At 74.0% G+C, this 23,833-nt stretch carries 24 protein-coding genes and 1 tRNA gene; 18 read left to right on the plus strand and 7 right to left on the minus strand.

The window, feature by feature from the left end; translation table 11 throughout:
* Positions 1–15 precede the first annotated feature (15 nt).
* Complete coding sequence (locus tag FXF50_RS22555; protein WP_148430869.1) at positions 16–1,386, plus strand: MFS transporter; 1,371 nt, start codon at positions 16–18, stop codon at positions 1,384–1,386.
* 56 nt (positions 1,387–1,442) lie between these two features.
* The gene (locus tag FXF50_RS22560; RefSeq protein ID WP_148430870.1) at positions 1,443–2,918 is read left to right on the plus strand and encodes an aminotransferase class V-fold PLP-dependent enzyme; all 1,476 of its coding nucleotides are present in this window, start codon (positions 1,443–1,445) and stop codon (positions 2,916–2,918) included.
* Between the two features lie 47 nt (positions 2,919–2,965).
* Here FXF50_RS22560 and FXF50_RS22565 read toward each other — a convergent pair whose 3' ends face one another.
* The 3 genes from FXF50_RS22565 to FXF50_RS22575 form a co-directional block, all read right to left on the minus strand.
* A complete protein-coding gene (locus tag FXF50_RS22565; RefSeq protein WP_148430871.1) occupies positions 2,966–3,907 on the minus strand; it encodes a hypothetical protein in 942 nt (313 codons plus the stop codon).
* Between the two features lie 122 nt (positions 3,908–4,029).
* Entirely contained in the window at positions 4,030–5,232 is a 1,203-nt protein-coding gene (locus FXF50_RS22570) for a hypothetical protein (protein ID WP_148430872.1), read from the minus strand.
* Entirely contained in the window at positions 5,225–5,794 is a 570-nt protein-coding gene (locus tag FXF50_RS22575) for a SigE family RNA polymerase sigma factor (protein ID WP_148430873.1), read from the minus strand. Before FXF50_RS22575 ends, FXF50_RS22570 begins: the two co-directional genes overlap by 8 nt.
* 135 nt (positions 5,795–5,929) lie before the next feature.
* Here FXF50_RS22575 and FXF50_RS22580 point away from each other — a divergent pair, with 135 nt between their 5' ends.
* Complete coding sequence (locus FXF50_RS22580; protein ID WP_091317803.1) at positions 5,930–6,505, plus strand: NADH-quinone oxidoreductase subunit B; 576 nt, start codon at positions 5,930–5,932, stop codon at positions 6,503–6,505.
* 36 nt (positions 6,506–6,541) lie between these two features.
* Positions 6,542–7,858, plus strand: coding sequence for a DUF2252 domain-containing protein (locus FXF50_RS22585; RefSeq protein ID WP_148430874.1), 1,317 nt, complete (start codon positions 6,542–6,544; stop codon positions 7,856–7,858).
* Between the two features lie 41 nt (positions 7,859–7,899).
* Here FXF50_RS22585 and FXF50_RS22590 read toward each other — a convergent pair whose 3' ends face one another.
* Entirely contained in the window at positions 7,900–8,946 is a 1,047-nt protein-coding gene (locus FXF50_RS22590) for a glucose 1-dehydrogenase (protein WP_187399770.1), read from the minus strand.
* A 114-nt stretch (positions 8,947–9,060) separates the two neighbouring features.
* On the opposite strand from FXF50_RS22590, the gene FXF50_RS22595 reads away from it, so the two are divergent.
* Together FXF50_RS22595 and nuoH are read left to right on the plus strand one after the other, a co-directional pair.
* Positions 9,061–9,792, plus strand: coding sequence for an NADH-quinone oxidoreductase subunit C (locus tag FXF50_RS22595; RefSeq protein ID WP_255510150.1), 732 nt, complete (start codon positions 9,061–9,063; stop codon positions 9,790–9,792).
* A complete protein-coding gene (gene nuoH, locus FXF50_RS22600) occupies positions 9,792–10,754 on the plus strand; it encodes an NADH-quinone oxidoreductase subunit NuoH (protein ID WP_148430876.1) in 963 nt (320 codons plus the stop codon). Before FXF50_RS22595 ends, nuoH begins: the two co-directional genes overlap by 1 nt.
* 12 nt (positions 10,755–10,766) lie before the next feature.
* Here nuoH and FXF50_RS22605 read toward each other — a convergent pair whose 3' ends face one another.
* On the minus strand, positions 10,767–11,816 hold the full coding sequence (locus FXF50_RS22605; protein ID WP_148430877.1) for a glutathione S-transferase family protein: 1,050 nt from the start codon (positions 11,814–11,816) through the stop codon (positions 10,767–10,769).
* Between the two features lie 95 nt (positions 11,817–11,911).
* On the opposite strand from FXF50_RS22605, the gene FXF50_RS22610 reads away from it, so the two are divergent.
* The gene (locus FXF50_RS22610; RefSeq protein ID WP_148430878.1) at positions 11,912–12,334 is read left to right on the plus strand and encodes an ester cyclase; all 423 of its coding nucleotides are present in this window, start codon (positions 11,912–11,914) and stop codon (positions 12,332–12,334) included.
* Here FXF50_RS22610 and FXF50_RS22615 read toward each other — a convergent pair.
* Positions 12,315–12,890, minus strand: a complete 576-nt coding sequence (locus FXF50_RS22615) for a Uma2 family endonuclease (RefSeq protein WP_148430879.1) — start codon at positions 12,888–12,890, stop codon at positions 12,315–12,317. The two genes, FXF50_RS22610 and FXF50_RS22615, sit on opposite strands and share 20 nt — an antisense overlap.
* Before the next feature lie 95 nt (positions 12,891–12,985).
* Between FXF50_RS22615 and FXF50_RS22620 the strand changes: the two genes are divergently transcribed.
* From FXF50_RS22620 to FXF50_RS22655, 8 genes are all read left to right on the plus strand, one after another.
* Positions 12,986–13,585, plus strand: coding sequence for an NADH-quinone oxidoreductase subunit I (locus FXF50_RS22620; RefSeq protein ID WP_370464138.1), 600 nt, complete (start codon positions 12,986–12,988; stop codon positions 13,583–13,585).
* Positions 13,582–14,184, plus strand: coding sequence for an NADH-quinone oxidoreductase subunit J (locus FXF50_RS22625; RefSeq protein WP_148430881.1), 603 nt, complete (start codon positions 13,582–13,584; stop codon positions 14,182–14,184). The genes FXF50_RS22620 and FXF50_RS22625 overlap by 4 nt, the downstream gene beginning before the upstream one ends.
* Positions 14,181–14,528 (plus strand): NADH-quinone oxidoreductase subunit NuoK, encoded by a 348-nt coding sequence (gene nuoK / locus FXF50_RS22630; RefSeq protein ID WP_148430882.1) that lies wholly within the window; start codon positions 14,181–14,183, stop codon positions 14,526–14,528. The genes FXF50_RS22625 and nuoK overlap by 4 nt, the downstream gene beginning before the upstream one ends.
* Complete coding sequence (locus FXF50_RS22635) at positions 14,525–16,450, plus strand: NADH-quinone oxidoreductase subunit L (protein ID WP_148430883.1); 1,926 nt, start codon at positions 14,525–14,527, stop codon at positions 16,448–16,450. The genes nuoK and FXF50_RS22635 overlap by 4 nt, the downstream gene beginning before the upstream one ends.
* The gene (locus FXF50_RS22640) at positions 16,447–17,952 is read left to right on the plus strand and encodes a NuoM family protein (protein WP_148430884.1); all 1,506 of its coding nucleotides are present in this window, start codon (positions 16,447–16,449) and stop codon (positions 17,950–17,952) included. Before FXF50_RS22635 ends, FXF50_RS22640 begins: the two co-directional genes overlap by 4 nt.
* Positions 17,949–19,415: an NADH-quinone oxidoreductase subunit N gene (locus FXF50_RS22645; RefSeq protein WP_148430885.1), complete on the plus strand. Its 1,467-nt coding sequence runs from the start codon at positions 17,949–17,951 to the stop codon at positions 19,413–19,415. Before FXF50_RS22640 ends, FXF50_RS22645 begins: the two co-directional genes overlap by 4 nt.
* 148 nt (positions 19,416–19,563) lie before the next feature.
* Entirely contained in the window at positions 19,564–20,442 is an 879-nt protein-coding gene (htpX, locus tag FXF50_RS22650) for a zinc metalloprotease HtpX (protein WP_148430886.1), read from the plus strand.
* 136 nt (positions 20,443–20,578) lie between these two features.
* Positions 20,579–21,838, plus strand: a complete 1,260-nt coding sequence (locus FXF50_RS22655) for an MFS transporter (protein WP_148430887.1) — start codon at positions 20,579–20,581, stop codon at positions 21,836–21,838.
* 179 nt (positions 21,839–22,017) lie between these two features.
* Here the strand turns inward: FXF50_RS22655 and FXF50_RS22660 are convergent, their stop codons facing one another.
* A complete protein-coding gene (locus tag FXF50_RS22660; protein ID WP_148430888.1) occupies positions 22,018–22,512 on the minus strand; it encodes a YajQ family cyclic di-GMP-binding protein in 495 nt (164 codons plus the stop codon).
* A 147-nt stretch (positions 22,513–22,659) separates the two neighbouring features.
* On the opposite strand from FXF50_RS22660, the gene FXF50_RS22665 reads away from it, so the two are divergent.
* The 3 genes from FXF50_RS22665 (at position 22,660) to FXF50_RS29975 (ending at position 23,333) form a co-directional block, all read left to right on the plus strand.
* A tRNA-Tyr gene (locus FXF50_RS22665) sits at positions 22,660–22,743 on the plus strand.
* 54 nt (positions 22,744–22,797) lie between these two features.
* Complete coding sequence (locus tag FXF50_RS29970) at positions 22,798–22,992, plus strand: hypothetical protein (RefSeq protein WP_255510151.1); 195 nt, start codon at positions 22,798–22,800, stop codon at positions 22,990–22,992.
* A gap of 20 nt (positions 22,993–23,012) precedes the next feature.
* Positions 23,013–23,333 (plus strand): hypothetical protein, encoded by a 321-nt coding sequence (locus FXF50_RS29975; RefSeq protein WP_255510152.1) that lies wholly within the window; start codon positions 23,013–23,015, stop codon positions 23,331–23,333.
* The last annotated feature ends 500 nt before the right edge of the window (positions 23,334–23,833 follow it).

A 23,833-nucleotide genomic window follows, 5' to 3' on the forward strand; every position in this document is an offset into this window, starting at 1 on the left:
GTAGCATTCGGCTCCATGACAGGAACGGGCGGGAGCCTGCCTCGCCGGGTGCACGCCGGCTACGCGCTGGGCTCGCTGGTCACCGGCGCGTTCGGGACGGTGCCCGGGCTGCTCCTGCTGCCGTACCTCACCGACACGCTGGGCGTCGCGGCCGGGGTGGCCGCCCTGCTCGTGCTCCTGCCGAAGGCGTGGGACGTGCTGGTGAACCCGGTCGCCGGCCGGATCTCCGACCGGACCCGGTCCCGCTGGGGCGCGCGCCGGCCCTGGCTGCTCGTCGGCGGGCTGGCGCTGGCCGTGCTCTTCGCCGCGATCTTCGCGGCGCCGTTCGGCGCCGGACCGGCCGCCGGGACGTACGTGGCCCTGGCGTTCCTGGCCACCGCGACGGCGTTCGCCTTCTTCCAGGTGCCCTACGTGGCGATGCCCGCCGAGCTGACCGACGACCCGGCGGAGCGTACCCGGCTGATGAGCTGGCGGATCGCGGTGCTGGCGCTGGCCATCCTGGTCTCCGGCGCGGTGGCCCCGGCCGTGGTGACCGCCGGCGGCGACGGCGTGCCGGGGCACCGCTGGATGGGCCTGTTCGTGGCGGCGCTCATCGTGGCCGGCACGGTCGGCGCGTTCCTCGGCACCCGGTCCGCGCCGACCGGCACGGTGAGGGAGAGCGAGCCGAGCCTGCGCGCCCAGCTCGCCGTGGCCGGGCGGAACCGGCCGTTCCGGGTGCTGCTGGTCTGCTTCGTGATCCAGTCCGCCGGGGTGGCCACCGTGCTGGCCGGCGTGAAGTACTTCGCCGACCAGGTGCTCGGCGCCCCGGACAGCGGCCCGACGCTGCTCTTCGCCTGCTTCGTCGGCCCGGCGCTGCTGGTCATGCCGCTGTGGACCCGGGCCGGCGCCCGGCTGGGCAAGCGCGCCGCGCTGGTCGCCGCGTCGCTGCTCTTCGCGGCCGGCGCGCTCGCCCTGGTCGCGTCCCCGGCGCTGCCGGCCGCCGGGGTGTACGCCGTGGTCGCGCTGATCGGCGTCGGCTACGCCGGCCAGCAGGTCTTCGCCCTGGCCATGCTGCCGGACTGCATCGCCTTCGACACCGCGCGCACCGGCCGGCGGCAGGCCGGCGTGTTCACCGGCCTGTGGACCGCCGGCGAGACGTTCGGCCTGGCCCTCGGCCCCGGCATCTACGGCCTGGTCCTCCAGCTCTCGGGCTACGTCAGCTCGTCCACCGGGGTCGCGGCGGACCAGTCGGCGACCGCCCGGCTCGGCGTGCTGCTCGGCTTCACGGTCCTGCCGGCGCTGCTCGTCGCCGCCCCGGTGGTGCTGCTGCGCGGCTACACCCTGACCCCGGCTGACCTGGCCGCCGCGCCCGCACCCGGCGGGGTCGCGCCGGCGGCGCGGGCCTGAGACACGCGAGTCCGCCCGCCCGGCCGGACCGTCACGAGAGGAACAACCTGAGCACCATGACCGACACGGCAGGGACGGGCGCGCTGCCCGTCGAGGGGGTGTCCGCGGCGCGGGTCCTCGACGAGATCCGGGCCCTGCGGGCGGCCGACCGTCCGACCCACGGCGGGCGGCTGTTCGCCTACGTCTACGACCCCGGGGTGGCCGGGCTGGACGAGCTGGCGCAGGCGGCGTACGCGGAGAGCGCGCACGTCAACGGTCTCGACCCCACCGCCTTCCCGTCCCTGCTGGCCATGGAGAACGCGCTGGTCGGGGCGGCCGCCCGGCTGCTCGGCGGCGGCCCCGGCACGTCCGCGCCGGACGTGGTCGGCAGCGTCACCAGCGGCGGCACCGAGTCGCTGATCCTGGCCGTCAAGGCGGCCCGGGACGCCCGGCCCGACCTCGCCGAGCCGCGCATCGTGGTGCCGGTCAGCGGGCACGCCGCCTTCGCCAAGGCGGCCCACTACCTGCGGGTGGCCCTCGACCCGGTGCCCGTGGACCCGGTGACCCTGCGCCCGGCCGTCGCCGACGTGGCCGCCGCGATCCGGCCCGAGACCGTGCTGGTGGTCGCCTCCGCACCGTCGTACGCGCACGGCGTGGTCGACCCGGTGGCGGAGATCGCGGCCGTGGCGGCGGCGGCCGGGGTGCGGTGCCACGTGGACGCCTGCTTCGGCGGCTGGACACTGCCCTGGCTGCGCCGGCTCGGCGCGCCGGTGCCCCCGTTCGACTTCGCCGTGCCCGGGGTCACCTCGATCTCGGTCGACCTGCACAAGTACGCGTACGCCCCGAAGGGCGTGTCGGTGCTGCTGCACCGGGACGCGGGGCTGCGCGCGCCGCAGTTCTTCGCGTACGCCGACTGGCCCGGCTACACGATGGTCAACCCGGTGATCGCCTCGACCCGGTCGGGTGGGCCGATCGCCGCCGCGTACGCCACCCTGCGGCACCTCGGCGAGGACGGCTACCTGCGGCTGGCCGCGGTGACCCGGGACGCGGTCGCCGGGCTGGCCGACGCGGTCCGCGCGGTCGACGGGCTGCGGCTGCTGGCCGAGCCGGAGTCGACGGTGGTCTGCTTCACCGCCGACGACCCGGAGCTGGACCTGTTCGTGCTGGTGGACGAGCTGACCGCCCGGGGCTGGCACACCCAGCCGCAGCTCGCGTACGCGGGCCTGCCGGCCAGCGTGCACCTCACGGTGACCGCGGCGGTGGCCCCGCGGGTGGCCGAGTTCGGCCCGGCGCTGGCCGAGGCGACGGCGGCCGCCCGGGCGGCCGGGCCGGTCGTGCTGCCGCCGGAGCTGCTGGCGCTCGCCGGCAGCCTCACCCCGGAGGCGCTCACCCCGGACCTGATCGCCGGGCTCGCCGCCGGCCTCGGACTCGGCGCCGGGCCGGCGCCGGACCGGATGGCGGCCGTGAACACGCTGCTCCAGGCGGCCCCGGTCCGGCTGCGGGAGCGGCTGCTCGTCGAGTTCGTGGGGCTGCTCCAGCGCCCGACGTGGTGAGCACGACGAGGGCCCGGAACCCCGCGGTCCCGGGCCCTCGCAGGTGGTCAGCTCGCGTCGACCGCGGTCACCGCGAACGAGGTGCTGTTGTCGGCCGGGTCCACGTCCTGCGGCGGGTCGGCCGCCCAGAAGTAGCTCCCGGCCACGGTGAACGTGCCGGTGCCCAGCTCACCGGCCGGCGTGCCGGCGGGCGCACTGAGGAACACGTCGAAGGTCCGCTCCTCGCCCGGCATGAACCGGCCGCCCGGCACCGTGAACCAGTTCGGGAAGCTCGGCATGTCCTGCGGCTCGATGTGGTGGACGTCCACCCCGGAGGGCAGGGCCGCATCCACGTTGAGCGCGAAGGTCGGGGCGTCGTTGCCGTAGCGCACGGTGACGGGCATCCGCCCGAGCAGGCTGCCGTCCGGCTGCCGGTTGAGCGTCACCGCGCCGCCCCGGATGCTCAGGTCGGTCTCGGTGGCCTGCACGTACGGCCGCGGCTTCCGCAGGCTGCCCGTGGTGGAACGGAAGAGGGTGGTGAAGCCGGTGGCGTCGGCGGCCCGGGCCGCGCCGTTCGGGACCACCTCGATCCGTCCGCCGTCGGCGACCATGGGGTAGTCGCGGGCGGTGGTCCAGACGTGGAAGCCGAGCCGGAAGGTGACGCTTCCCCCGGCCTCGACCTGGTCGCCCATGCAGCTGATGACCAGCCGGTTCTCCACGAGCCGGTCGTAGAGGCAGGCCCCGCCGGGCTCGATCGTGGTGAACGAGGCGCCGGCCGGCTCCGTGATCACCAGGCTCACCGACGTCGCGGTCGGCTTGCGGTTGGTGACGGTGGCGGCGAGCGTCCCGACGTACCCCTGGTCGGTCGGCTCCAGGACGAGCCGCTGCGCCGTGACGTCGATGCCGCCGGTGGTCGCCTCCGGCGCGGCGGCGGCCGGTGCGGCCAGGGTGAGCAGGGCGGCGGCCCCACCGAGCAGCGCGGTGGCGACCCGTGTCGTCCGTGTGGTCATGCTGGTCCTCCCGTGAATCCCCGTTGGTGGACGGCGGCGCTTCCGCCGGTCCGATGCTGGTGACACGTCCAGTCAGGACGGCCGGTTGCGGCATGCTCTGTCGCGAAGGCGACGCGGCGGGTCTAGCCGGCCGTGCGCAGCTCGACCTGGTTGTCCTTGAACTTCAGGTCGCCCCACCACCGCTCCTGCGGGTCGTAGTGGATGACCCGCAGGGTCGGCCGGATGTCCGCCATTTCCGGCGGGTCGTAGCGGAACGTGAAGGTGTACGTCTTCCGCTTCCCGGCTGCCAGGGCGTCGAGGACGCAGGCGTCCCCCCCGTCCGACCGCACCGTCCGGCACCGGCTCAGGTCCCCGCCCGCCGGCTCGCCGATGCTGTAGAACTCGGAGAAGCCGAGCAGGGGCACGTCCACCGGTCCCTTGTTGGTCACCGTGACGGTCACCGTGGCGGTGCGGTTGCCCTTGGTGTCGGCCGGCCCGACGACGAGGTCGCCGGCCGTCAGGGTGAGGTCGGTCAGGCGGGGGTCCACGCCGAACTTCGTCGGCCCCGCCGCCTGGGTGAACCGCTCACCGGTCCACGCGTACGTCCGCCACTGCCGCTGCGGCGACCACTCCGGGACGCTGCAACAGGGCTGGATGTCGGCCACGTACGCCCGGATCCTCCCGTCGTCCTGCACGGAGAAGTCGGTGATGTCGTCCATCCCGTCGTGGGTGGCGACCACCCGGCCCATGGTGACGATCCGGCCGGCCTCGTCCCGGTCGAAGGCCAGCACCTGCTTCGCGGAGGCCTCGCCGTAGCGGCAGGCGACCAGGGCCACCGTCTCGGTCGCGCCGTCGCCGTCGAGGTCGCCGTAGCGGGGATCGGCCAGCAGCCTCGGCACGGAGTCCTCCTCCGCCGCGGGCCGGAGCCGGACGTTGTCGCTGACGCAGGTCTTCGGGGCGTACCCCGGCCAGGTCGGCAGGTCCAGCCGGGCGGCGAGCAGCTGGGACCGGGTGATGCGCCCGTCCGGGGCGGCCGGGGTGGGGTTGGCCGTGCTCGGCGTCGGTGGGGGCGGGGTCGGCGAGGCGGTCGTCTCCGACGGGCTGGGGGTGGCGGTCTGCGCCGGCCCCGGTCTCGGGTCGGGGCGCCGGTTCAGGGCGGCGTTCGCGCCCACCGGGATGGCCACGGCGAGCACCACGGCCGCCGCGGTGACCACCGCGGTCCGGCGGCGCCGGCGGCGGACGGTCTCCCGCACCGCCGTCGTCCCGGCCGGGTGCACCGCCGGGGCGTACGCCTCGCGGAACGCGGCGAACTCGCCGCTGACCAGGATGTCTTCGAGCTCAGTCATGGTGGTTCACCTCGTTCGTGGTGGCGAGCTGGGCCGCCAGCGCGGCCCGCCCCCGGTGCAGCCAGGACTTGACCGTGCCCTCCGGCACCCCCTCCTGCTCCGCGATCTGCACGACCGTGAGATCGGCCAGGTAGTGCAGCACCACGGCGCGGCGCTGGACGGCCGGCAACTGGGCCAGCGCGGCGGTCAGCGCCACCCGGTCCGGCCCGGGACCCGGCACGTGCTCCTCGCGCTGCCGGTGCAGCCAGGACTGGGCCGTGCGCAGCCGCCGCCACCGGCTCGTGGCCAGGTTCCAGGCGACCCGGCGTACCCAGGCCACCGGGTCGTCGTAGCGGGACACCCGCGACCAGCGGGCGAACGCCCGGCAGAACGCCTCCTGCACCAAGTCCTGCGCCTGCGACAGGTCGCCGCAGTAGGCGGCGAGCTGGAGCGTCAGGGACCGGAAGTGCGCATGGTAGAGCCCGTCGAAGTCGATCGCCTCGCCCCGGCCCGGGCGTTCCGGCCGGTCCGCTGTCTCCCCGGGCGGCGGCTCGCCGAGCCGTGGCTCCCTCGTCACCGTCATCTGTTCCTCCCCGTGCACGTGCCGCCGGCGCGGTCACGCCCGTCACACGCCCTGACGCCGGCACCGGTTGCACCGGTTGCCGTCCCGGGTGCTGTGGTTGACTGTCAACTCGAAGACAGGCGAGGGAGGCCCGAGGTGCAGTTGCCGGCCGTGCTCGGCGAGCCGATCCGGTTCGTGCTGAACTGGGGCCGCCGTTACTCCCTCTGGGTGTTCAACTTCGGGCTGGCCTGCTGTGCCATCGAGTTCATCGCGACCAGCATGGGCCGGCACGACTTCATGCGGCTCGGCGTGATCCCGTTCGCTCACGGGCCCCGCCAGGCCGACCTCATGGTGGTCTCCGGCACGGTCACCGACAAGATGGCTCCGGCCATCAAGCGGCTCTACGACCAGATGCCCGAGCCGAAGTACGTCATCTCGTTCGGCGCCTGCTCCAACTGCGGCGGGCCCTACTGGGACTCCTACTCGGTGACCAAGGGCGTCGACCAGCTCATCCCCGTCGACGTCTACGTGCCCGGCTGCCCGCCCCGCCCGGAGGCGCTGCTGCACGGCATCCTCCGCCTCCAGGAGAAGATCGCCGCCGAGGAGTCCGGCGTCGGCGGCGTGCCGCGCCCCGACCGGCTCGCCCCGCCGGTCGACCCGCGGCCCGCGGAGAGCACCCCCCGGCCGGTGGAATCCCTCACCGCGCCACCGGTCCGTCCCCCGGCCGGCTGACCCGCGACGTGGCGGCCGAGGTCTAGCCTGCGGACCATGACCCAGTCCGCGGACAAGCGTTCCGCCTTCATCGTCGACGTGCTGACCGAGGAGTTCGGCGCGTCGATGGCGATCGACCCGGCGGCGTTCCGCCGCAAGTTCCGCAAGATGGCCGCCTCACCGTTCGCCTTCTACCGGGGCAGCGCCTCGCTCTTCTACGCCGACCAGCGCGGCGACTTCGCCAGCGACCGGTTCCTCGACGAGCGGACCAGCCGGGTGTGGATCCACGGCGACCTGCACGCCGAGAACTTCGGCACCTACATGAACGCCTCCGGGCAGCTCGTGTTCAACGTCAACGACTTCGACGAGGCGTACGTCGGGCCGTTCTCCTGGGACCTGAAGCGCTTCGCCGCCAGCGTGGCCCTGCTCGGCTACGCCAAGGCGCTCTCCGACCGGGTGATCGGCGAGCTGGTGGCCGCCTTCGCCCGGTCGTACCTGGCCGAGCTGCGGGCCATCGCGGCCGGCGGCGACGACGCGATCGGCTCGATCACCCTGGAGAACGCCGACGGCGTGCTGCGCCGGGTGCTCCAGCAGGCCCGGCTGAACACCCGGGTCGACCTGCTCGCCACGCAGACGACCATCGACGACTACGACCGCCGGTTCTCGCTCGTCGACGGGGTCCACGAGATCGACGCGGCGACCCGGGAGCGGGTCTGCGCGGCCTACGAGGCGTACCTGGAAACCCGGCCCGCGTCGGCCGGCCGGCTGCGCCCGGTCGCCGCCCGCATCAAGGACGTGGTGCTGCGCAAGGGCGTGGGCATCGGCTCGGCCGGGCTGCCCTCCTACAACCTGCTGCTGGAGGGGCACACCCAGGCGCTGGAGAACGACGTCGTCCTCTACATGAAGCAGGCCCAGGTGCCGGCGGTGGCCCGACACATCGACGACGAGCGGGTCCGCTCCTACTTCCGGCACCAGGGGCACCGGACCGCCGAGTCGCAGCGGGCGTTGCAGGCGTACGCCGACCCGTGGCTGGGCTTCACCGAGCTGGACGGGGTCGGCCAGCTCGTCGCCGAGGTCTCCCCGTACGCGGCCGACCTCGACTGGGCCGACGTCAACGAGCCCGAGGAGCTCGGCGGGGTGCTCACCGACCTGGGCCGGGCGGTGGCGCGGATGCACTCGGTGGCTGACGACGAGTCCAGCCACGATCTCGTGGACTACTCCACCGAGGAGTCGATCGTCGCGGTCGTGGACGCCGACGCGGAGGGCTTCGTCGACTACCTGATCGACTTCGCGCACACCTACGGCATCCGGGCCCGTGAGGACCACCAGCTCTTCGTGGACCTGTTCCGCAACGGCCGGCTGCCCGGCATCTGAGGCTCCCGGGGCGGCGGAGCCCGCGCTCGGCCGCCCCGCCCTCACCGCTCGAAGTCGAGCACCACCTTGATGTCCTCGCCGCCGGAGGCGTACGCGTCGGCGTAGGAGGAGACCGGCACCCGGCGGGTGATCAGCGAGTTCAGCCACGCCTGGTCGGCCCGGGCGAGCGCCTGCGCGGCCAGGTCCCAGTGCCGGCGGTTGGCGTTCACCGAGCCGAACACCACGTTGTTCTCCAGCACCAGTTCCCGGTTGAGCGCCCCCGCGTCGAAGTCGATGGTCCGGCCGCCGCTGGACACCCCGGTGAGGCAGACGATGCCGTTGGTCCCGGCCTTGGTCATCGCGTCCATCACCACCACCGGCGCGCCGGTGCACTCCACCACCACGTCCGGCGCGAAGTCCAGCTCCGCCACGGTCGTGGTGTGGTACGTCGCGCCGAGCGCCCGGACCAGCTCCGGCTTCGGCCCGGTCTTGTTCCGGTCCAGCACATGCACCGACAGCCCGCGCTGGATGCCCAGCAGGGCGGCCAGCAGCCCGATCGGCCCGGCCCCGGTGACCAGCACGTTCTGCGGCTGCCACACGGCCCGGCTGCCGATCCGCTCGATGTGGTCCCACGCCTTCGCCACCACGCTGGTCGGCTCCAGCAGCATCCCGACCGGGGCGAGCATCGGGTCCAGGCCGACGGCGAACCTCGGCTGCACCCGCCAGCGGTCCCGGGCGAAGCCGGGCAGACCCTTGATCCCTTGCTCGGTGTACCGGCCGTTGCGGCACATGTCCCACTCGCCCACGGCACAGTTCGGGCAGGGCACCGGGTCGGGGTGCCGGACGATCCCGGCCACCAGGTCGCCGGGCTGGAGGGTGCCCGTCGGGTCCTCCAGCACCCGGCCCAGCGCCTCGTGGCCGAGCACCAGCCGTTCCTGGCCGGGCGGCGCCTGGCCGTACGCGCCCGCGATGATCTCCTGGTCGGTCCCGCAGATGCCCACCGCAAGGGCCTGCACGAGGATCGCGCCCTCGTCCGTGGGCGGCTCGGGCCAGTCCTCGTCGAGGCGCAGGGAATTGGGGACGCCGGGAGTCACAGTGACAGCGCGCACGGTGTTCATCCTTCCCTGCCCGAGGCCCACGTGCCCGGCAAAGCGGCGGATCCCGCCCGGGGGAGCGTGGACGGCCCGACACGGCTGCGGGCCGGCGGCCATAGGATCAGCGGCATGACTCCGGAAGAGGTCGGCCGGCGGGTGGTCGCGCTGCTCGCGCCCGTCGAGGCCACCACAACGGTCTCCGGCGGTCAGGGGTACGCCCGCGCCACCGTCGACGTACCCCCGGCGAGCTGGCGCGACGCGGTGCGCGCGGCACGCGGCGACGACGAGCTGGGCTGCGACTTCTTCGACTGGCTGTCGGCCGTCGACGAGCTGGCCGAGGGCTTCGACATCGTGGCCCACCTGTGGTCGGTCCGGCACCGGCACGGGCTGCTGCTGCGTACCCGGGTGCCCCGGGAGGCGCCGGTCGTGGCGTCCGTGGTCGACGTGTTCCCCGGCGCGGCGTGGCACGAGCGGGAGACCCACGAGATGTTCGGCATCGGCTTCGAGGGGCACGGCGAGCTGCGGCCGCTGCTGCTGCCGCCGGAGTTCGAGGGCCACCCGCTGCGCAAGGAGTTCGTGCTCGCCTCCCGGGTCGCGAAGCCGTGGCCGGGCGCGAAGGAACCGGGTGAGTCGGAGGCGGGCGGCGGCCGCCGGCCGATCCGGCCGCCGGGCGTGCCGGCGCCGGGGGAGTGGGGCACGACGCCCACGCCGGCCGGTGCGGCCGGGATGGGGGAGGGCCCCCGCGGGGGTACGCCGGCCCGCCCGGCCCGCGAACGCCCGGCCCGCCCCGCACCGGGCGAGCGCCCGTCCCGTCCGGCCCGGCCGCGGCCGGCCGGCGACGCCGAGGAGGGGGAGGGCTGATGCCGGACTGGTTGGAGCTGGTCCTCCGGGTTGCGGGCGTGCTGGTCGCGTTCCTCACCCTGCCGCTGATCGTGGGCCAGGCCGAGCACAAGGTGATGGCCCACATGCAGGGCCGGCTCGGCCCGATGTACGCGGGCGGCTTCCACGGCTGGGCGCAGCTGGTGGCCGACGGCATCAAGTTCGTGCAGAAGGAGGACGTCACCCCGCGCGACGCGGACCGGCCGGTGTTCCGGCTGGCCCCCGCGGTGGCCCTGGTGCCCTACCTGCTCGCCCTGCTGGTCATCCCGCTCGGCCCGGGCGACCTGGTGGGGCAGCCGCTGGACATCGGCCTGTTCTTCGTGCTGGCCGTGGTCGGCATCGGGGTGCTGGCCGTGCTCATGTCGGCCTGGGCCTCGGCCAACAAGTACAGCCTGCTCGGCGGGCTGCGCGGTGCGGCCCAGCTGCTCGGCTACGAGCTGCCGCTGGTGCTGGCCGCCGCCTCGGTGGCCATGGCGGCGGGCACGCTCAGCCTGCCCGGCATCGTCGAGGCGTGGCAGCCCTGGTGGCTGATCTGGCAGGCGCCCGCCATGGTGATCTTCTTCGTGGCCGGGCTGGCCGAGATCCGCCGGCCCCCGTTCGACATGCCGGTGGCCGACTCCGAGCTGGTCTTCGGCTACATGACCGAGTACACCGGCCTGCGCTTCGCGTTCTTCCTGCTGGCCGAGTACGTCGGCATCGTGGTGATCGCCGCCCTGACCACCGTGCTGTTCCTGGGCGGCTGGCAGGGCCCGTTCGCCGACGCCCAGCTCGGCTGGCTGTGGACCCTGCTCAAGGTGTTCGCCGTCGCGTTCGTGATCATCTGGCTCCGGGTGAGCTACCCGCGGCTGCGCGAGGACCAGCTCCAGCGCCTCTGCTGGCTGGTGCTGGTCCCGCTGGCCCTGGCCCAGCTGGTGCTGACCGCCGCCGTCCGCCTGGCCATGTGAGGCCGGGCGGGCTCAGGCCGCGTCGCGCAGGGGGGTGTGGTCCGGGTCGACCCGCTCGGCCGGCGGCGCCGGCTGCGGGGGCGTGCCGTCGCCGAACGGGCGGCCACCGAGCTGCTCGCGGCCGTGCGGGGTGAGCCAGTTCGCCAGGTCCGGGCCGAGCGGCACCACCCCGGTCGGGTTGATGTCCCGGTGCACCTCGTAGTAGTGCCGCTTGATGTGGTCGAAGTCGACGGTGTCGCCGAAGCCCGGGGTCTGGAACAGGTCCCGGGCGTACGCCCAGAGCACCGGCATCTCGCTCAGCTTCTGCCGGTTGCACTTGAAGTGACCGTGGTAGACCGGGTCGAAGCGGACCAGCGTGGTGAACAGCCGCACGTCCGCCTCGGTGATCGTGTCGCCGACCAGGTAGCGCTGCCCGGTCAGCCGCTCGGTCAACCAGTCCAACCGGTCGAAGAGCCGGTGGTACGCCTTCTCGTACGCCTCCTGGCTGCCGGCGAAGCCGCACCGGTAGACGCCGTTGTTCACGTCCGCGAAGACCACCGCGTTGACCTCGTCGATCTCGTCGCGCAGCCGCTCCGGGTAGAGCTGCGGCGCGCCCGGCCGGTGGTACGCGGTCCACTCCGTCGACAGGTCCAGGCTCATCTGCGCGTAGTCGTTGGTGACCACCTGCCCGGTCGGCACGTCCACGATCGCCGGCACGGTGATGCCACGCTCGTAGCCGGGGAAGCGCCGGAAGTAGGCGTCGGCCAGCCGCTCGATGCCGAGCACCGGGTCCCGGCCGCCCGGGTCGAGGTCGAAGGTCCAGCTCCGCTTGTCGTGGGTGGGCCCGGCCACCGCCATCGAGATGGCGTCCTCCAGCCCGAGCAGCCGCCGGACGATGATCAGCCGGTTCGCCCAGGGGCAGGCCCGGCTGACCGCCAGCCGGTACCGGCCCGCCTCCACCGGCCAGCCGCTGGCCCCGTCGGCGGTGATCCGGGTGGCGATGTAGCGCTGGTCCCGGGTGAACTCGCCGCCGGGCTCGACGTACTTGCCGCCGGTCCGGTCGAGGATCTGGTCGCCGCCCACGTCGCCTCCCGAAGATGTCTCGTTCCGGTCCCATCATGGTCGTTCCGGCCGCTCCTGGCAGGCCGAGCGCGAAGGGCGGGGGCTAGGCTGCCGCGGTGACGGATGTGGAGGCGGCGGCCCGACGCTTCATCGCGGACGTGTGGAACGCCGGCCGCGAGGAGAGCGCGTACGACCTGGTCGCCGAGGACTGCCCGGGGCTGGGCGGGACGGGCCCGGAGGCCACCCTGGCCTGGCACCGGGACCGGCGGGCGTCCTTCCCCGACCTGCGCTACAAGATCGTCGAGGTGGTGGCCGGCGGTGACCGGGTGGCCGTGCACTGGCGGGCCGCCGGCACCCAGGCCGGGCAGTTCGGCCCGGTGCCGCCCACCGGCCGGGTGGTCAGCTACTCCGGGGCCAGCTTCCTCCGCTTCGACGAGACCGGCCGGATCGTCGACGTGTGGAGCGTCAACGAGCTGTTCCAGGTCCTCCAGCAACTCGGCGTCGAGATGCTCCCGCCGCTCACACGCGACGGGGAGTGATCCGGCCGATCGGCAGGTTCACCGGGAAGGGCTCGCCGGTGTCCACGAACTTCGTCCACCGACCCGTCTCGGTGTAGACCTCGTGCACCGGATCGATCTTGTAGGTGTAGACGACCAGCCCCTCGTCCTCCCACTCGACCCGCCAGTAGAACGGGATCCCCGCCTGCGCGTAGAGGGACGGCTTCAGGACCCGGTCGATGGAGCGGGTGTTCGGCGAGACGATCTCGACGGCGAGCACCACCTCGTGGGGCTCGTACTTCGACGGCTCGCGTGCCGCTGCGGCCGACGTGGTCACCAGCACGTCGGGAATGAAGGAGCGGGTGCGGTTGATCCGTACCTCCACCCCCTGGGTCACGTCGTAGCCGTCGGGGCAGTCCTCTTCGAGCGCAACGCCGAGCCGCATCGCGACGGTCTGGTGCATCCGGGTGGGGGAGGGGGACATGAGCAGCACGCCATCGAGCAGTTCGCGGCGGTGGCCGTCCTCGGGCAGCGCGTCCAGGTCGTCGGTCGTCCACCCGCCCTCGGGCGGATAGTCGCTCTGCAGCGCGGCCGTCATGACGGGTCCTTTCCGGTGCGCCGTTCTCCCCGCGCTCACGATACCGCCGCCAACAGTCCGGGTGGTGGTCGCGCGCGCGGGGGGCACAGGGCAGGATGGGCGGCATGAGCGAGCGCAGCGGGGTGCCCGGCGAGGGGTTGGTGAAGGGCCTGGCGGTCACGCTGAAGACGATGACCCGCCGCTCGACCACGCAGCAGTACCCGGACGTGGTCCCCGAGCTGCCGCCCCGCTCCCGCGGCGTGATCGCGCTGCTGGAGGAGAACTGCACGGTCTGCATGCTCTGCGCCCGCGAGTGCCCGGACTGGTGCATCTACATCGACTCGCACAAGGAGGAGGTGGCGGTCCCCGGCGCCGCCCGCCCCCGCCAGCGCAACGTGCTCGACAAGTTCGACATCGACTTCTCGCTGTGCATGTACTGCGGCATCTGCATCGAGGTCTGCCCGTTCGACGCGCTCTACTGGACGCCCGAGTTCGAGTACGCCGAGTACGACATCAAGGACCTGCTGCACGACAAGGACCACCTGGGCGAGTGGATGGCCACCGTCCCGCCGCCGCCGGCCCACGACCCGCACGGCGATCCCTCGAAGGAGGAGACCACCGCCGCCCGCAAGGCCGCGGCCCCCGCCGCGCGCCCGGCCCCGACCCGGGCACTCCCCGAGCCGGGCGCCGAGCAGGGCGGAGGCGCGCCGTCATGACGGGTGCCGACGTGCTGCTGCTCGCTCTCGGCGCGGTGGCGGTGGGTGCGGGCGCGCTGGTGGTGGCGACCCGGCACCTGGTCCGGGCCGGGCTCTGGCTGGTGGTCTGCCTGGGCGCGCTGGCCGGTGACTACCTGGTGCTCGGCGCCGAGCTGGTCGCCTGGGTGCAGGTGCTCATCTACGTCGGCGCCGTGGTGGTGCTGCTGCTCTTCGCGGTGATGCTGACCCGGGCCCCGATCGGCCCCTCCGACGACCTCGACCGGCCCGGCTGGCCGGCCGCGCTGATCGGCGCCGGCAGTGGCCTGGGCCTGGCCGTGCTGCTGGTCGACGCGTTCCGCTGGTCGCGGGTCGGGCTGCCCGCCACGGGCACCGCCGAGCGCCTCGGCGAGCAGGTGTTCCGCTCCTGGGTGCTGCCCTTCGAGGTGCTCTCGGTGCTGCTGCTCGCCGCCCTGGTGGGCGCCATCGTGCTGTCCCGCCCCGACATCGGCCGCCCCGGCGCGACCCCGGCGGCCGGCCCGGCCCGCCCCGGCAGGCCCGGCGGTCCGGTCGAGCCGGCCCGCCCCGTGATGGCGGCCGGCGACGAGGGCGGGCGCGCGTGAGACCGGTCATCCCGTACGTCACCGCGGCGCTGCTGTTCGGCCTCGGCGTCTACGGCGTGCTGCGCCGCCGCAACGCCGTCCTCGTGCTGATGGCCGTCGAGCTGATGCTCAACGCGGTCAACCTGATCCTGGTCACCGCCGACACCACGGTCCGTGCCGCGCTGCCGCACTCCGGCCAGGTCTTCGCGCTCTTCGTGATCGTGCTCGCCGCCGCCGAGATCGGCGTCGGGCTGGCCATCGTGCTCCAGCTCTACCGGCTGCGGGCCAGCGTCACGGTGGACGACGTGCCGCTCACCGAAGCGCCCGCCGGGGTCGCCACGGGCCGGGGCGAGGGGGACAAGTGACCGGACTGCTCGCGGTGGCGCTGCCCGGCGTACCCCTGATCGCCGGCCTGCTCGGGCTGCTGCTGCCGCCCTCGCCGCGCGGGGCGACCACCGGGGAGGATCCGGCGCGGCGGGCGGCGATCGCGCTCGGCGTGGCCGGCGCGGCGGTCGCGCTGCTGGCGGCGCTGGCGCTGCTGCTCCGGGTGGACGGGCCGGTCGAGGGCGCCACCGACTGGGTCGACCTGGGCGGGCTACGGGTCACCCTCGGCTGGCGGCTCGACGGGGTCGCCGTGCTGGTCGCCGTGGCGGTGGCCGCGGTGGCCCTGGCCGTGCAGGTCTACTCGGTCGGCTACCTGCGGCGCGGCCCGCACGACGACGTCGAGGTGGACCACCGCTACCCGCCCTACGCGGCCCAGATCAGCCTCTTCACCGCGGCCATGCTGACCGTGGTGGTCTCCGGCGACCTGATCCTGCTGCTGGTCGGCTGGGAGGTGATGGGCATCTGCTCCTACCTGCTCATCGCCCACGACCGGCGGCTGCCCGAGGCGCCGGCCGCCGCCGTGAAGGCGTTCCTCGTCACCCGGGTGGGTGACGTCGGCTTCCTGCTCGGCATCGCGCTGCTCGGCGTCGGCGCGGGCAGCTTCCGGATCGCCGACGTGCTGGCCCACGACTATCCGGCCGGCACGCTCACGGCGGCCTGCCTGCTGCTGCTCGCCGGGGTCGCCGGCAAGAGCGCCCAGTTCCCGCTGCACACCTGGCTGCCCGACGCCATGGCCGGCCCCACCCCGATCTCCGCGCTCATCCACGCGGCCACCATGGTCGCCGCCGGGGTCTACGCGGTGGCCCGGCTCTTCCCGCTCTTCGCGCAGGCCCCGGCCGCCCTCGCCGTGCTCGGGGTGATGGCCGCGGTGACCCTGCTGCTCGGCGCGTTCGCGGCCACCGCACAGGACGACATCAAGCGGGTGCTGGCCTGGTCGACGGTCTCCCAGATCGGCTACATGACCGGCGCGCTCGCCGTCGGCGCCCCCGCGGCGGCCCTGTTCCACCTGCTCACCCACGCCGCGTTCAAGGCGCTGCTGTTCCTCGCGGCCGGCGTGGTCATCCACGCCGTCGGCACCACCCTGATGTCCCGGATGGGCGGCCTGCGCACCGCCATGCCGGTGACCTTCTGGTGCATGGTGATCGGCCTCGGCGCGCTGGCCGGGGTGCCGCCACTGTCCGGCTTCTGGAGCAAGGACGGCGTGCTCGCCGCCGCGGAGGCCGCCGCCCTGGACGGCGCCGGCCCGGCCCCGGCCTGGGTGGGCTGGCTGGTCTGGCTGGCCGGGCTGCTCGGCGTCGCGGTCACCGCCTGGTACGCGACCCGCCTGCTGCTGCGCACCTTCCTCGGCGCGACCCGGACCCCGCTGGCGCACCCGCACGACCCGCCGGCCGTGCTGCGCTGGCCGGTGCTGCTGCTCGCGGTGCCCGCCGCGCTGCTCGGCCTGGCCGCCTTCGCACCGTGGTTCGCCGACCGGCTGCGGGTGCCCGCCGACGCCACCGACGAGGCCGTCGAGCTGGTTCACCTGGCGCCGAACCTGGTCCTGCCGTTCCTGCTGCTGCTGGTCGGCGCGGGCGTCGCCTGGGCGGGCTGGCGCCGCGACCCGGCCGCCGACCCGGCGCGCTTCCTGGGTCCGCTGCGGCCGGTCTTCGCCCGGGCGTTCCGGCTCGACGACGTCCAGCACGCCCTCGTCGTACGCCCGACCACCGCCCTGGCCCGGGCCGTGCGGACCGGGGACGAGCTGGGGGTGGACGGCCTCGTGGAGGGCAGCGGCCGGGCCGCGGTCGAGCTGGGCGGCGGGCTGGCCGCGCTGCACCGGGCCGCCCTGCCCCGCGCGGCGGCCGGGGTGCTGGCCGGCGCGCTGCTCATCGGCCTCGCGGTCGCCCTGATCGGAGTGGCCTCATGACGTTCGGGCAGTTCCTGCTGGTCGCGGTCCTCGCGGTGCCCGCGCTGGGCGCGGTCGCGGCCGCAGCCGTCCCCGGTGACCGGGCCGGCCGGCTGGTCGGCACGGCCGCCGCCGCGCTGACCCTGCTCGCCGCCCTGCCGCTGGTCGGCGGCGATCACGGCTGGTTCGGCTACGGCCCCCGGCCGGCCGTGCAGCCCTGGCACCAGGTGAACGTGTCCTGGGTGCCCGGCCTCGACCTGCGCTTCCACCTCGGGGTGGACGGCATCTCCTGGCCGCTCGTGGTGCTCACCGCGCTGCTCACCCTGCTCTGCTGCGGCTACACGCTCTGGCGCGTGCCCTCCGGCGGCGGCAGCGGGCGGGCCCTGGTTGCGCTGCTGCTGGTCGTCGAGGTGGGCATCCTGGGCACCTTCCTCGCCCTCGACCTCGTGCTGTTCTTCGTGTTCTTCGAGGTCGTCCTGCTCCCCATGTACGCGATCATCGCCGGCTGGGGTGGCGACCACCGGCGCCGCGCGGCCCGCAAGTTCGTCCTCTACACGCTCTTCGGCTCGGTGCTGCTGCTGGTCGGCGTCTACGTGGTGGTGGCCGCCGCGGGCACCGCCGACCTGGTGACGCTGACCGGCGGCGCCGGGCTCTCCCGGGGCACCCAGTTGGCCGCGTTCACCCTGCTGGCGCTGGCCTTCGCCGTGAAGAGCCCGCTCTGGCCGCTGCACTCCTGGCTGCCCGACGCGCACACCCAGGCCCCCACCGTGGGCAGCGTGATCCTGGCCGGGGTGCTGCTCAAGATGGGCACGTACGGGCTGATCCGGGTGGCCGTCGGCGTCGCCCCGGAGGGCGCCCGCTGGGCCGCCCCGGTGCTCGGGGTGCTCGCTGTCGCGGCGATCCTGGTCGGCGGCCTGGTCTGCCTGGCCCAGGACGAGCTGAAGCGGCTCATCGCGTACTCCAGCGTGGGGCACATGGGCTTCGTGCTGCTCGGGGTCGCCACGCTCACCGCCACCGGCCTCCAGGCCGCACTCATCGGCAACATCGCGCACGGCGTCATCACGGGGCTGCTGTTCTTCCTGGCCGGGGCCGTCAAGGACCGCACCCACACCGGGTCGCTCGCCGAGCTGTCCGGGCTGCGGGAGACCGCGCCCCGGCTGGCCGGGCTGCTCGGGTTCGCGGCGGTCGCCTCGCTCGGGCTGCCCGGGCTGGCCGGCTTCTGGGGCGAGGCGTTCGCCGTGGTGGCCGCCCTGCGGCGTGGCGGCGGGCTGTGGACCACCCTGGCCGTGCTCGCGGCGCTGGGCGGTGCGCTGACCGCCGCGTACTTCCTCCGGTTGCTGCGCCGGGTCACCCACGGGCGGCCCAGCCCGGCGGTGGCTCCGCTCGCGCCGGGCCTGGCCGGGGCGGAGCTGACCGCCTGGGCGCCGCTGGTGCTGCTCGCCCTCGCCGTCGGCCTGGCCCCCGCACTGGTCCTGTCCTACGCCTCCGGCCCGGTCGGCGCCCTGGTGGGAGTCCTCAAATGAGCGTCGTGCAGAGCGTGGACAACGTGGCGCTGCTGCCGGCCTACCTGGCCGCCGGCACCGCCGTGCTGGTGCTCCTGGTCGACCTGCTGGCGGCCCGGGCCGCCGCCACGGTGGCCGTGGCCGCCCTCGGCGCGGCGGGCACCGCGCTCGGCGCGGCGCTGGTCGGCGCGGCCGGCGAGCGCCGCACCTTCTGCGTCGGGGCGGACTGCTCCTGGCTCTGGACCGGGCGGGCCGCGCTGGTCGCGGTCGTCATCGCGCTGCTCACCCTCGGCGTGCTGGCGCTCTCCGGCCCGCTGCTGCGCGCCGGCCGGATCCCGGTCGGGGAATACTGCTTCCTGCTGGCCTGCGCCATGACCGGCGGCGTGGTGCTCGGCGCGGCCGGCGACCTGATCACCCTGGTCGTGGCGCTGGAGACGCTCACCCTGCCGCTCTACGTGCTGGTCGGCCTGCGCCGGGGCAGCCTGGCCGGGGCCGAGGCGGCGGTGACCTTCTTCGTGGTCAGCGTGGTGGCCACCACGATCACTCTGCTCGGCGCGGCGCTCCTCTACGCGGTGACCGGCAGCCTGCACCTCGACCGGCTCGGCGCGGCCTTCGGCGCCGACCGGGAGGGCCTGCTCGACCTGCCGCTGAGCACGGTCGCCGTGGCGCTGGTGGTGGCCGGGCTGGCCTTCAAGGTCGCCGCGGTGCCGTTCCACGCCTGGGCGCCGGCCACCTACGACGGCGCGCCGCTGCCGGTGGCGGCGTACCTTTCGACGGCCTCGAAGCTGGGTGGCGTGGTGGCCCTGCTCGCCGTGGTGCAGCGCGCGCTGCCGGCCGACGTGACCGGCCCGGTGCTGGCCCTGCTCGCGGTGCTCACCATGACCGTGGGCAACCTGGTGGCGCTGCGCCAGCGGCGGACGGTCCGGCTGCTCGCCTGGTCGTCGGTGGCCCAGGCCGGCTACATCCTCGCCCCGCTGGGCGCGCTCGCGCTGGTCGGCGGGCGCACCGCCGACGCCCGCGCCGGGGCGTACGCCGCGGCCGTCGCGTACGCCGTCTTCTTCGTGCTGCTGGAGCTGGCCGCGTTCGCCGCGGTGGTGGCGCTGCGGCCGGCGGACGGTGACGGCGCCACCCTGGCCGACCTGCGCGGCGCGGCGCGGCGGCACCCGTGGGTGGGTGGGGCGTTCGCGCTGGCCCTCATCGGGCTGGCGGGGCTGCCGCCGGGCCTGGCCGGCCTGTTCGCCAAGGTGACCGTGGTCCGCGCGCTGCTGGCCGGGCACGCCGGCTGGCTGGCCCTCGTGGTGGCGCTGAACGCGGTGCTCGGCCTGGCCTACTACCTGCGCGTGGCCGCCACCCTCTACGCCGCGCCCGGCGAGGTGGCGGTCCGCCCGGCCCGGATCGTGGTGGTCGCGCTCGGGGTCGCCACCGCGCTGGCCGTGGTGCTCGGCTTCGCCCCGCAACTGGTGCTCGACGTGGCGGCCCGCTGACGGTTTGGTCCCCCGTTGGGCAGCTCGCACAGCGCGCGCACAGGAAACCCCAGCCAACTTTCAGCCATGAGCTGGATGGTTGGCGGGTACCGGTGTTGTTGAACCGGTCAGCGGGCTCCGCGCGGGCCCGCGCACCGAAGGAGCGATCGTGCATCACAACCGTCTCAAGACCGCAGCGCTGCTCGGCCTGTTGACCTCGCTGATCCTCGCGGTCGGCTACTGGTTCGGCGGTAGCGGCGGTCTCGTCATCGCCGTCGTCGTCTCGTTGCTGATGAACGGCGTGACCTACTTCTTCTCCGACAAGCTCGCGCTGCGCTCGATGCGGGCGCAACCGGTCAGCGAGGCACAGTTCCCCGAGCTGTACCGGATGGTCCGGGAGCTCTCGACCCAGGCGGGCAAGCCGATGCCCCGGCTGTACGTGAGCCCGACGGCGCAGCCCAACGCGTTCGCCACCGGGCGTAACCCGGAGCACGCGGCGGTCTGCGTCACCCAGGGGATCGTCGAGATCCTCGACTACCGGGAGCTGCGGGGCGTGATCGGGCACGAGCTGTCCCACGTCTACAACCGGGACATCCTGATCTCCAGCGTGGCGGCCGGCCTGGCCGGCATCATCACCGCGCTGGCGAACATCGCCTGGTTCATCCCGCTGGGCTCCTCCGACGACGAGGACGCCCCGAACCCGGCCGTGCTGCTGCTCACCCTGATCCTCGGCCCGATCGCGGCCACCCTGATCCAGCTGGCGATCAGCCGGAGCCGGGAGTTCCAGGCCGACCAGTCCGGCGCCGAGCTGAGCCGTGACCCGCTGGCGCTGGCCAGCGCCCTGCGCAAGATCCACGCCGGTACGCAGGCCCGCCCGCTGCCGCCGCAGGGCCAGCTCACCAGCACCGCGCACCTGATGATCGACAACCCGTTCAAGCGGGGCGGCGGCATCGCCGCGATGTTCGCCACCCACCCGCCCATGGAGCAGCGGGTGGCCCGGCTGGAGCAGCTGGCCCGCAACTCCGGGCCGGTGCAGTTCGAGCGCTGACCCGCACCGCCCGCCTCCGCCCGCGTCCACCCGGACGCGGGCGGAGTGGTGTGTCCGGGCACAAACCGTTTCCCGCGGATACGCCCCGGCGTTAGGGTCGAAACGTCTCCCACTCGTTACACCCTGGAGGTCGACCGTGGCCGCACTGCGCCAGTACCTGGGCGTCTGGCGGATCCCCGGCGCGCCGATGCTGCTGGTCCTCGGCCTCATCGGCCGGCTCGGGATCGGCATGACCCCGCTGGCGCTGTTGCTGGTGGTCGCGGAGGTCACCGACCGCTACTCGCTCGCCGCCGTCGCCGGTGGCATCTACGCCCTGTCCGGCGCCGCGCTCAGCCCGGTCGCCGGGCGGATCGCCGACCGGGTCGGCCCCACCCCGGTGCTGCTGGCCACCGCCGTGGCGCACCCGCTGGCCCTCTTCGGGCTGCTCGGTGCCAGCCGGTCCGGGTCCGACAGTCTCGCCCTCATCTACCTGGCCGCCGGCGTCGCCGGCGCCACCTACCCGCCGCTGACCGCCGCCATCCGGGGCGCCTGGAACGACCTCACCGCGCACGCCGCCGGCCGGGCGCACCTGCGCAACACCGCGCTCGCCGCGGAGACCTCCCTCTTCGAGGTCGTCTTCGTGCTCGGCCCGCTGCTGGTGGCCGGCTTCGTCCTGGTCGCCGACGCCGCCGCCGCGCTGGTCGGCGCCGCCGTGGTCACCCTGGTCGGCACCACCGCCGTGGCGCTCGGTCGGGTCATGCGCGGCTGGCAGCCGCACCCCCGCGAACACCACGCCAAGGGCCTCGGCCCCCTGCGGCTCGGCGGCTTCCCGGCCCTGCTGCTCTGCGTCGCCAGCCTGGGCATCGCCTTCGGCGCGGCCGGCGTGATCGTCCCGGCCTTCGCCGGGAACGCCACCACCGACGACCCGGAGAGCCTCGCCGGCGTGCTGCTGGCCGTCTGGGGCGTCGGCAGCGCCTTCGGCGGCTTCTGGTTCGGGGTACGCAAGCCCGCGGCCAACATGAGCCGCCAGTTCGCCTGGCTGCTCGGCGCGGTCGCGGCCAGCTTCGCCGTCTTCGCGCTGATGCCCGGACCGGCGGCGCTCGGCGTCGCGCTGGTGCTCGGCGGGGCCACCATCGCCCCCGCCCTGACGCTGGAGAACACCCTGGTCGGCCGGATCACCCCGGCCGGCATGCTGAACGAGGCGTACACCTGGGTGGTCACCATGTCCGTGGCGGCGAGCGCCGCCGGGGGAGCGGTGGCCGGGCTGATCGTCGACCACGCCGGCGGTGTGCCCTGGGCGTTCCTGTTCGCCGGGGCGGCGGTCGCCGTCGGGGCCGCGGTCGCCGCGCCGCCCGCCGGCCCGATCGCCCGCGCCGAGGCCGCCGCGGTACGCGCCGAGCAGTCGCTCGTCGCGTGATCAGATCCTCGTGGGCGGGGTAAAGCCCACGTATGTTCCTCTTCTTCTCGAACCGGGTCGGCTGTCTCGGCTCGCTCCTGGTCAGCGCGGTCGTGACCGTGATCCTGCTGCTGATCTTCTCGCGCTGACCGTGGCCGGCGGGCTCGGACGCCCAGCCCGCCGGCCACCGTCGGCCCGTCCTAGCGGTAGTTGGTGAACTGCAGCGCGACGCCGAAGTCCTCGCCCTTGAGCAGCGCGATGACGGCCTGGAGGTCGTCCTTCTTCTTGCCGGTGACCCGGAGCTGGTCGCCCTGGATCTGCGCCTGCACGCCCTTCGGGCCCTCGTCGCGGATCTTCTTGCTGATCGCCTTGGCCTTCTCCGAGTCGATGCCCTGGATGACCTTGGCGTCGATCTTGAAGACCTTGCCCGACGCGCGGGCCTCGCCGGCGTCCAGCGACTTCAGCGAGATGTTCCGCTTGACCAGCTTCTCCTTGAAGACCTCCAGCGCGGCCCGCACCCGCTCCTCGGTCTCCGCCTGGAGGCCGATCGCCTCCTCGCCCGACCAGGAGATCTCGGCGCCGGTGCCGCGGAAGTCGAACCGCGTCGCGAGCTCCTTCTCCGCCTGGCGGAGGGCGTTGTCGACCTCCTGCCGGTCGACCTTGCTCACGATGTCGAACGACGGGTTCGCTGCCATGATCATGCTCCTGCTGTCCGGCGGTCTGTCCTGATCCGTCCCCCACTGACCAGCGTGGGACCCCCTGACGGTACCCGCTTGCGGTGGCCCCGGGGGCAACCGCTATCCTTGCTTCCGCCGCCGCGTCGCGACGCGGTGGTGTGCCCTGGCGGGTTGCCCGAGCGGCCAATGGGAGCGGACTGTAAATCCGTCGCGAAAGCTACAGAGGTTCGAATCCTCTACCCGCCACCAGGTGCAGAGATGGCCCCGTGAGCTACGTGCTCCGGGGCCTTTCTCGTGGGGTCGGTGAGCCGCTCCGGGTCGTACCCGAGCCGGTGTTCGCATTTCGGTCCGCCGGGCTCGGTCGTCGAGCTGCTCGGGGCGGTCGGCCCGCTCACCAACCCGACGGCGCACGGCGGCACCGCCGAGGACGCCTTCCACCTGGTGCTGCCGTCCCTGCCCGGCTACCCGCGGTACGTCGCGCAGGGGGGGGCGCCGTAAGCGCCTCCGTCACGGGCGCGATGGGCCGCCAGGCGCCCGACGGGCTGCTCGGCATCCACCTCAACCTGCTGGCCGGGGCGATCGGCATCAAGGACGAGCTGCCGGCGAACACCGAGCAGTTGCGCGCGGCGCACGGCGCGCTCGAGACCGTCATGAAGGACGGCTTCGGCTACTTCCCGGGACAGCGTCGTCGACAACATCACGCTGTACTGGTTGACCTACCCCGGCGTCGCCTACTTCAACGAGGTGGAGAAGGGTGGCCACTTCGCCGCCTGGACGAGTCGGAGCTGTTCGCGACCGAGGTGCGGGCCGCCTTCCGGCCGCTGCGGGACTCCGCCTGAGCTGTCGGACAGCCCGAGCCCCTTGCCCCGACATCGATGATGGTGGAGTCTGTTCGTCGGGGTCGCCGTGCTGTCCGGTTCGCCGTCCATTGTGGTCAAGATCGCCGATCATCATGGCTGGTAAGCGAATCTGCTCTTACGCGCGCTTTAACCGTGAAGTCGTTCTGCGCGCCTTCCGTAGCAGTCTCCGGACCGATCGTGACAGCAGGCTGGGCCGGAGGGGCGGGCACGCCGGTCGAACGGATGATTTCCCTGTCTGCCGCCCCGAAGGGGGCCCTCCTCCGCTTTTTTGCGTGCACCCCATGTGGCACGATCGTGGAACCTCCACCATCGCTGAAACTCTCTCGACAGGAGCAATCATGTCTGGTCGAAGGTTGGGCCGGCTGCTTGGCTCACTTCTCGTTCTCGCCGCCCTCATCGGCGGTGTCGGCGTTGTCGGTTTTGATGGCAGCATGGGGGGCCCGCAGACCCTGGACATCGTGTGGCAGTGACCGGTCCCT

The organism is Micromonospora sp. AP08 (genome assembly GCF_008085935.1).
Taxonomy (GTDB): Bacteria; Actinomycetota; Actinomycetes; order Mycobacteriales; family Micromonosporaceae; genus Micromonospora; species Micromonospora chersina.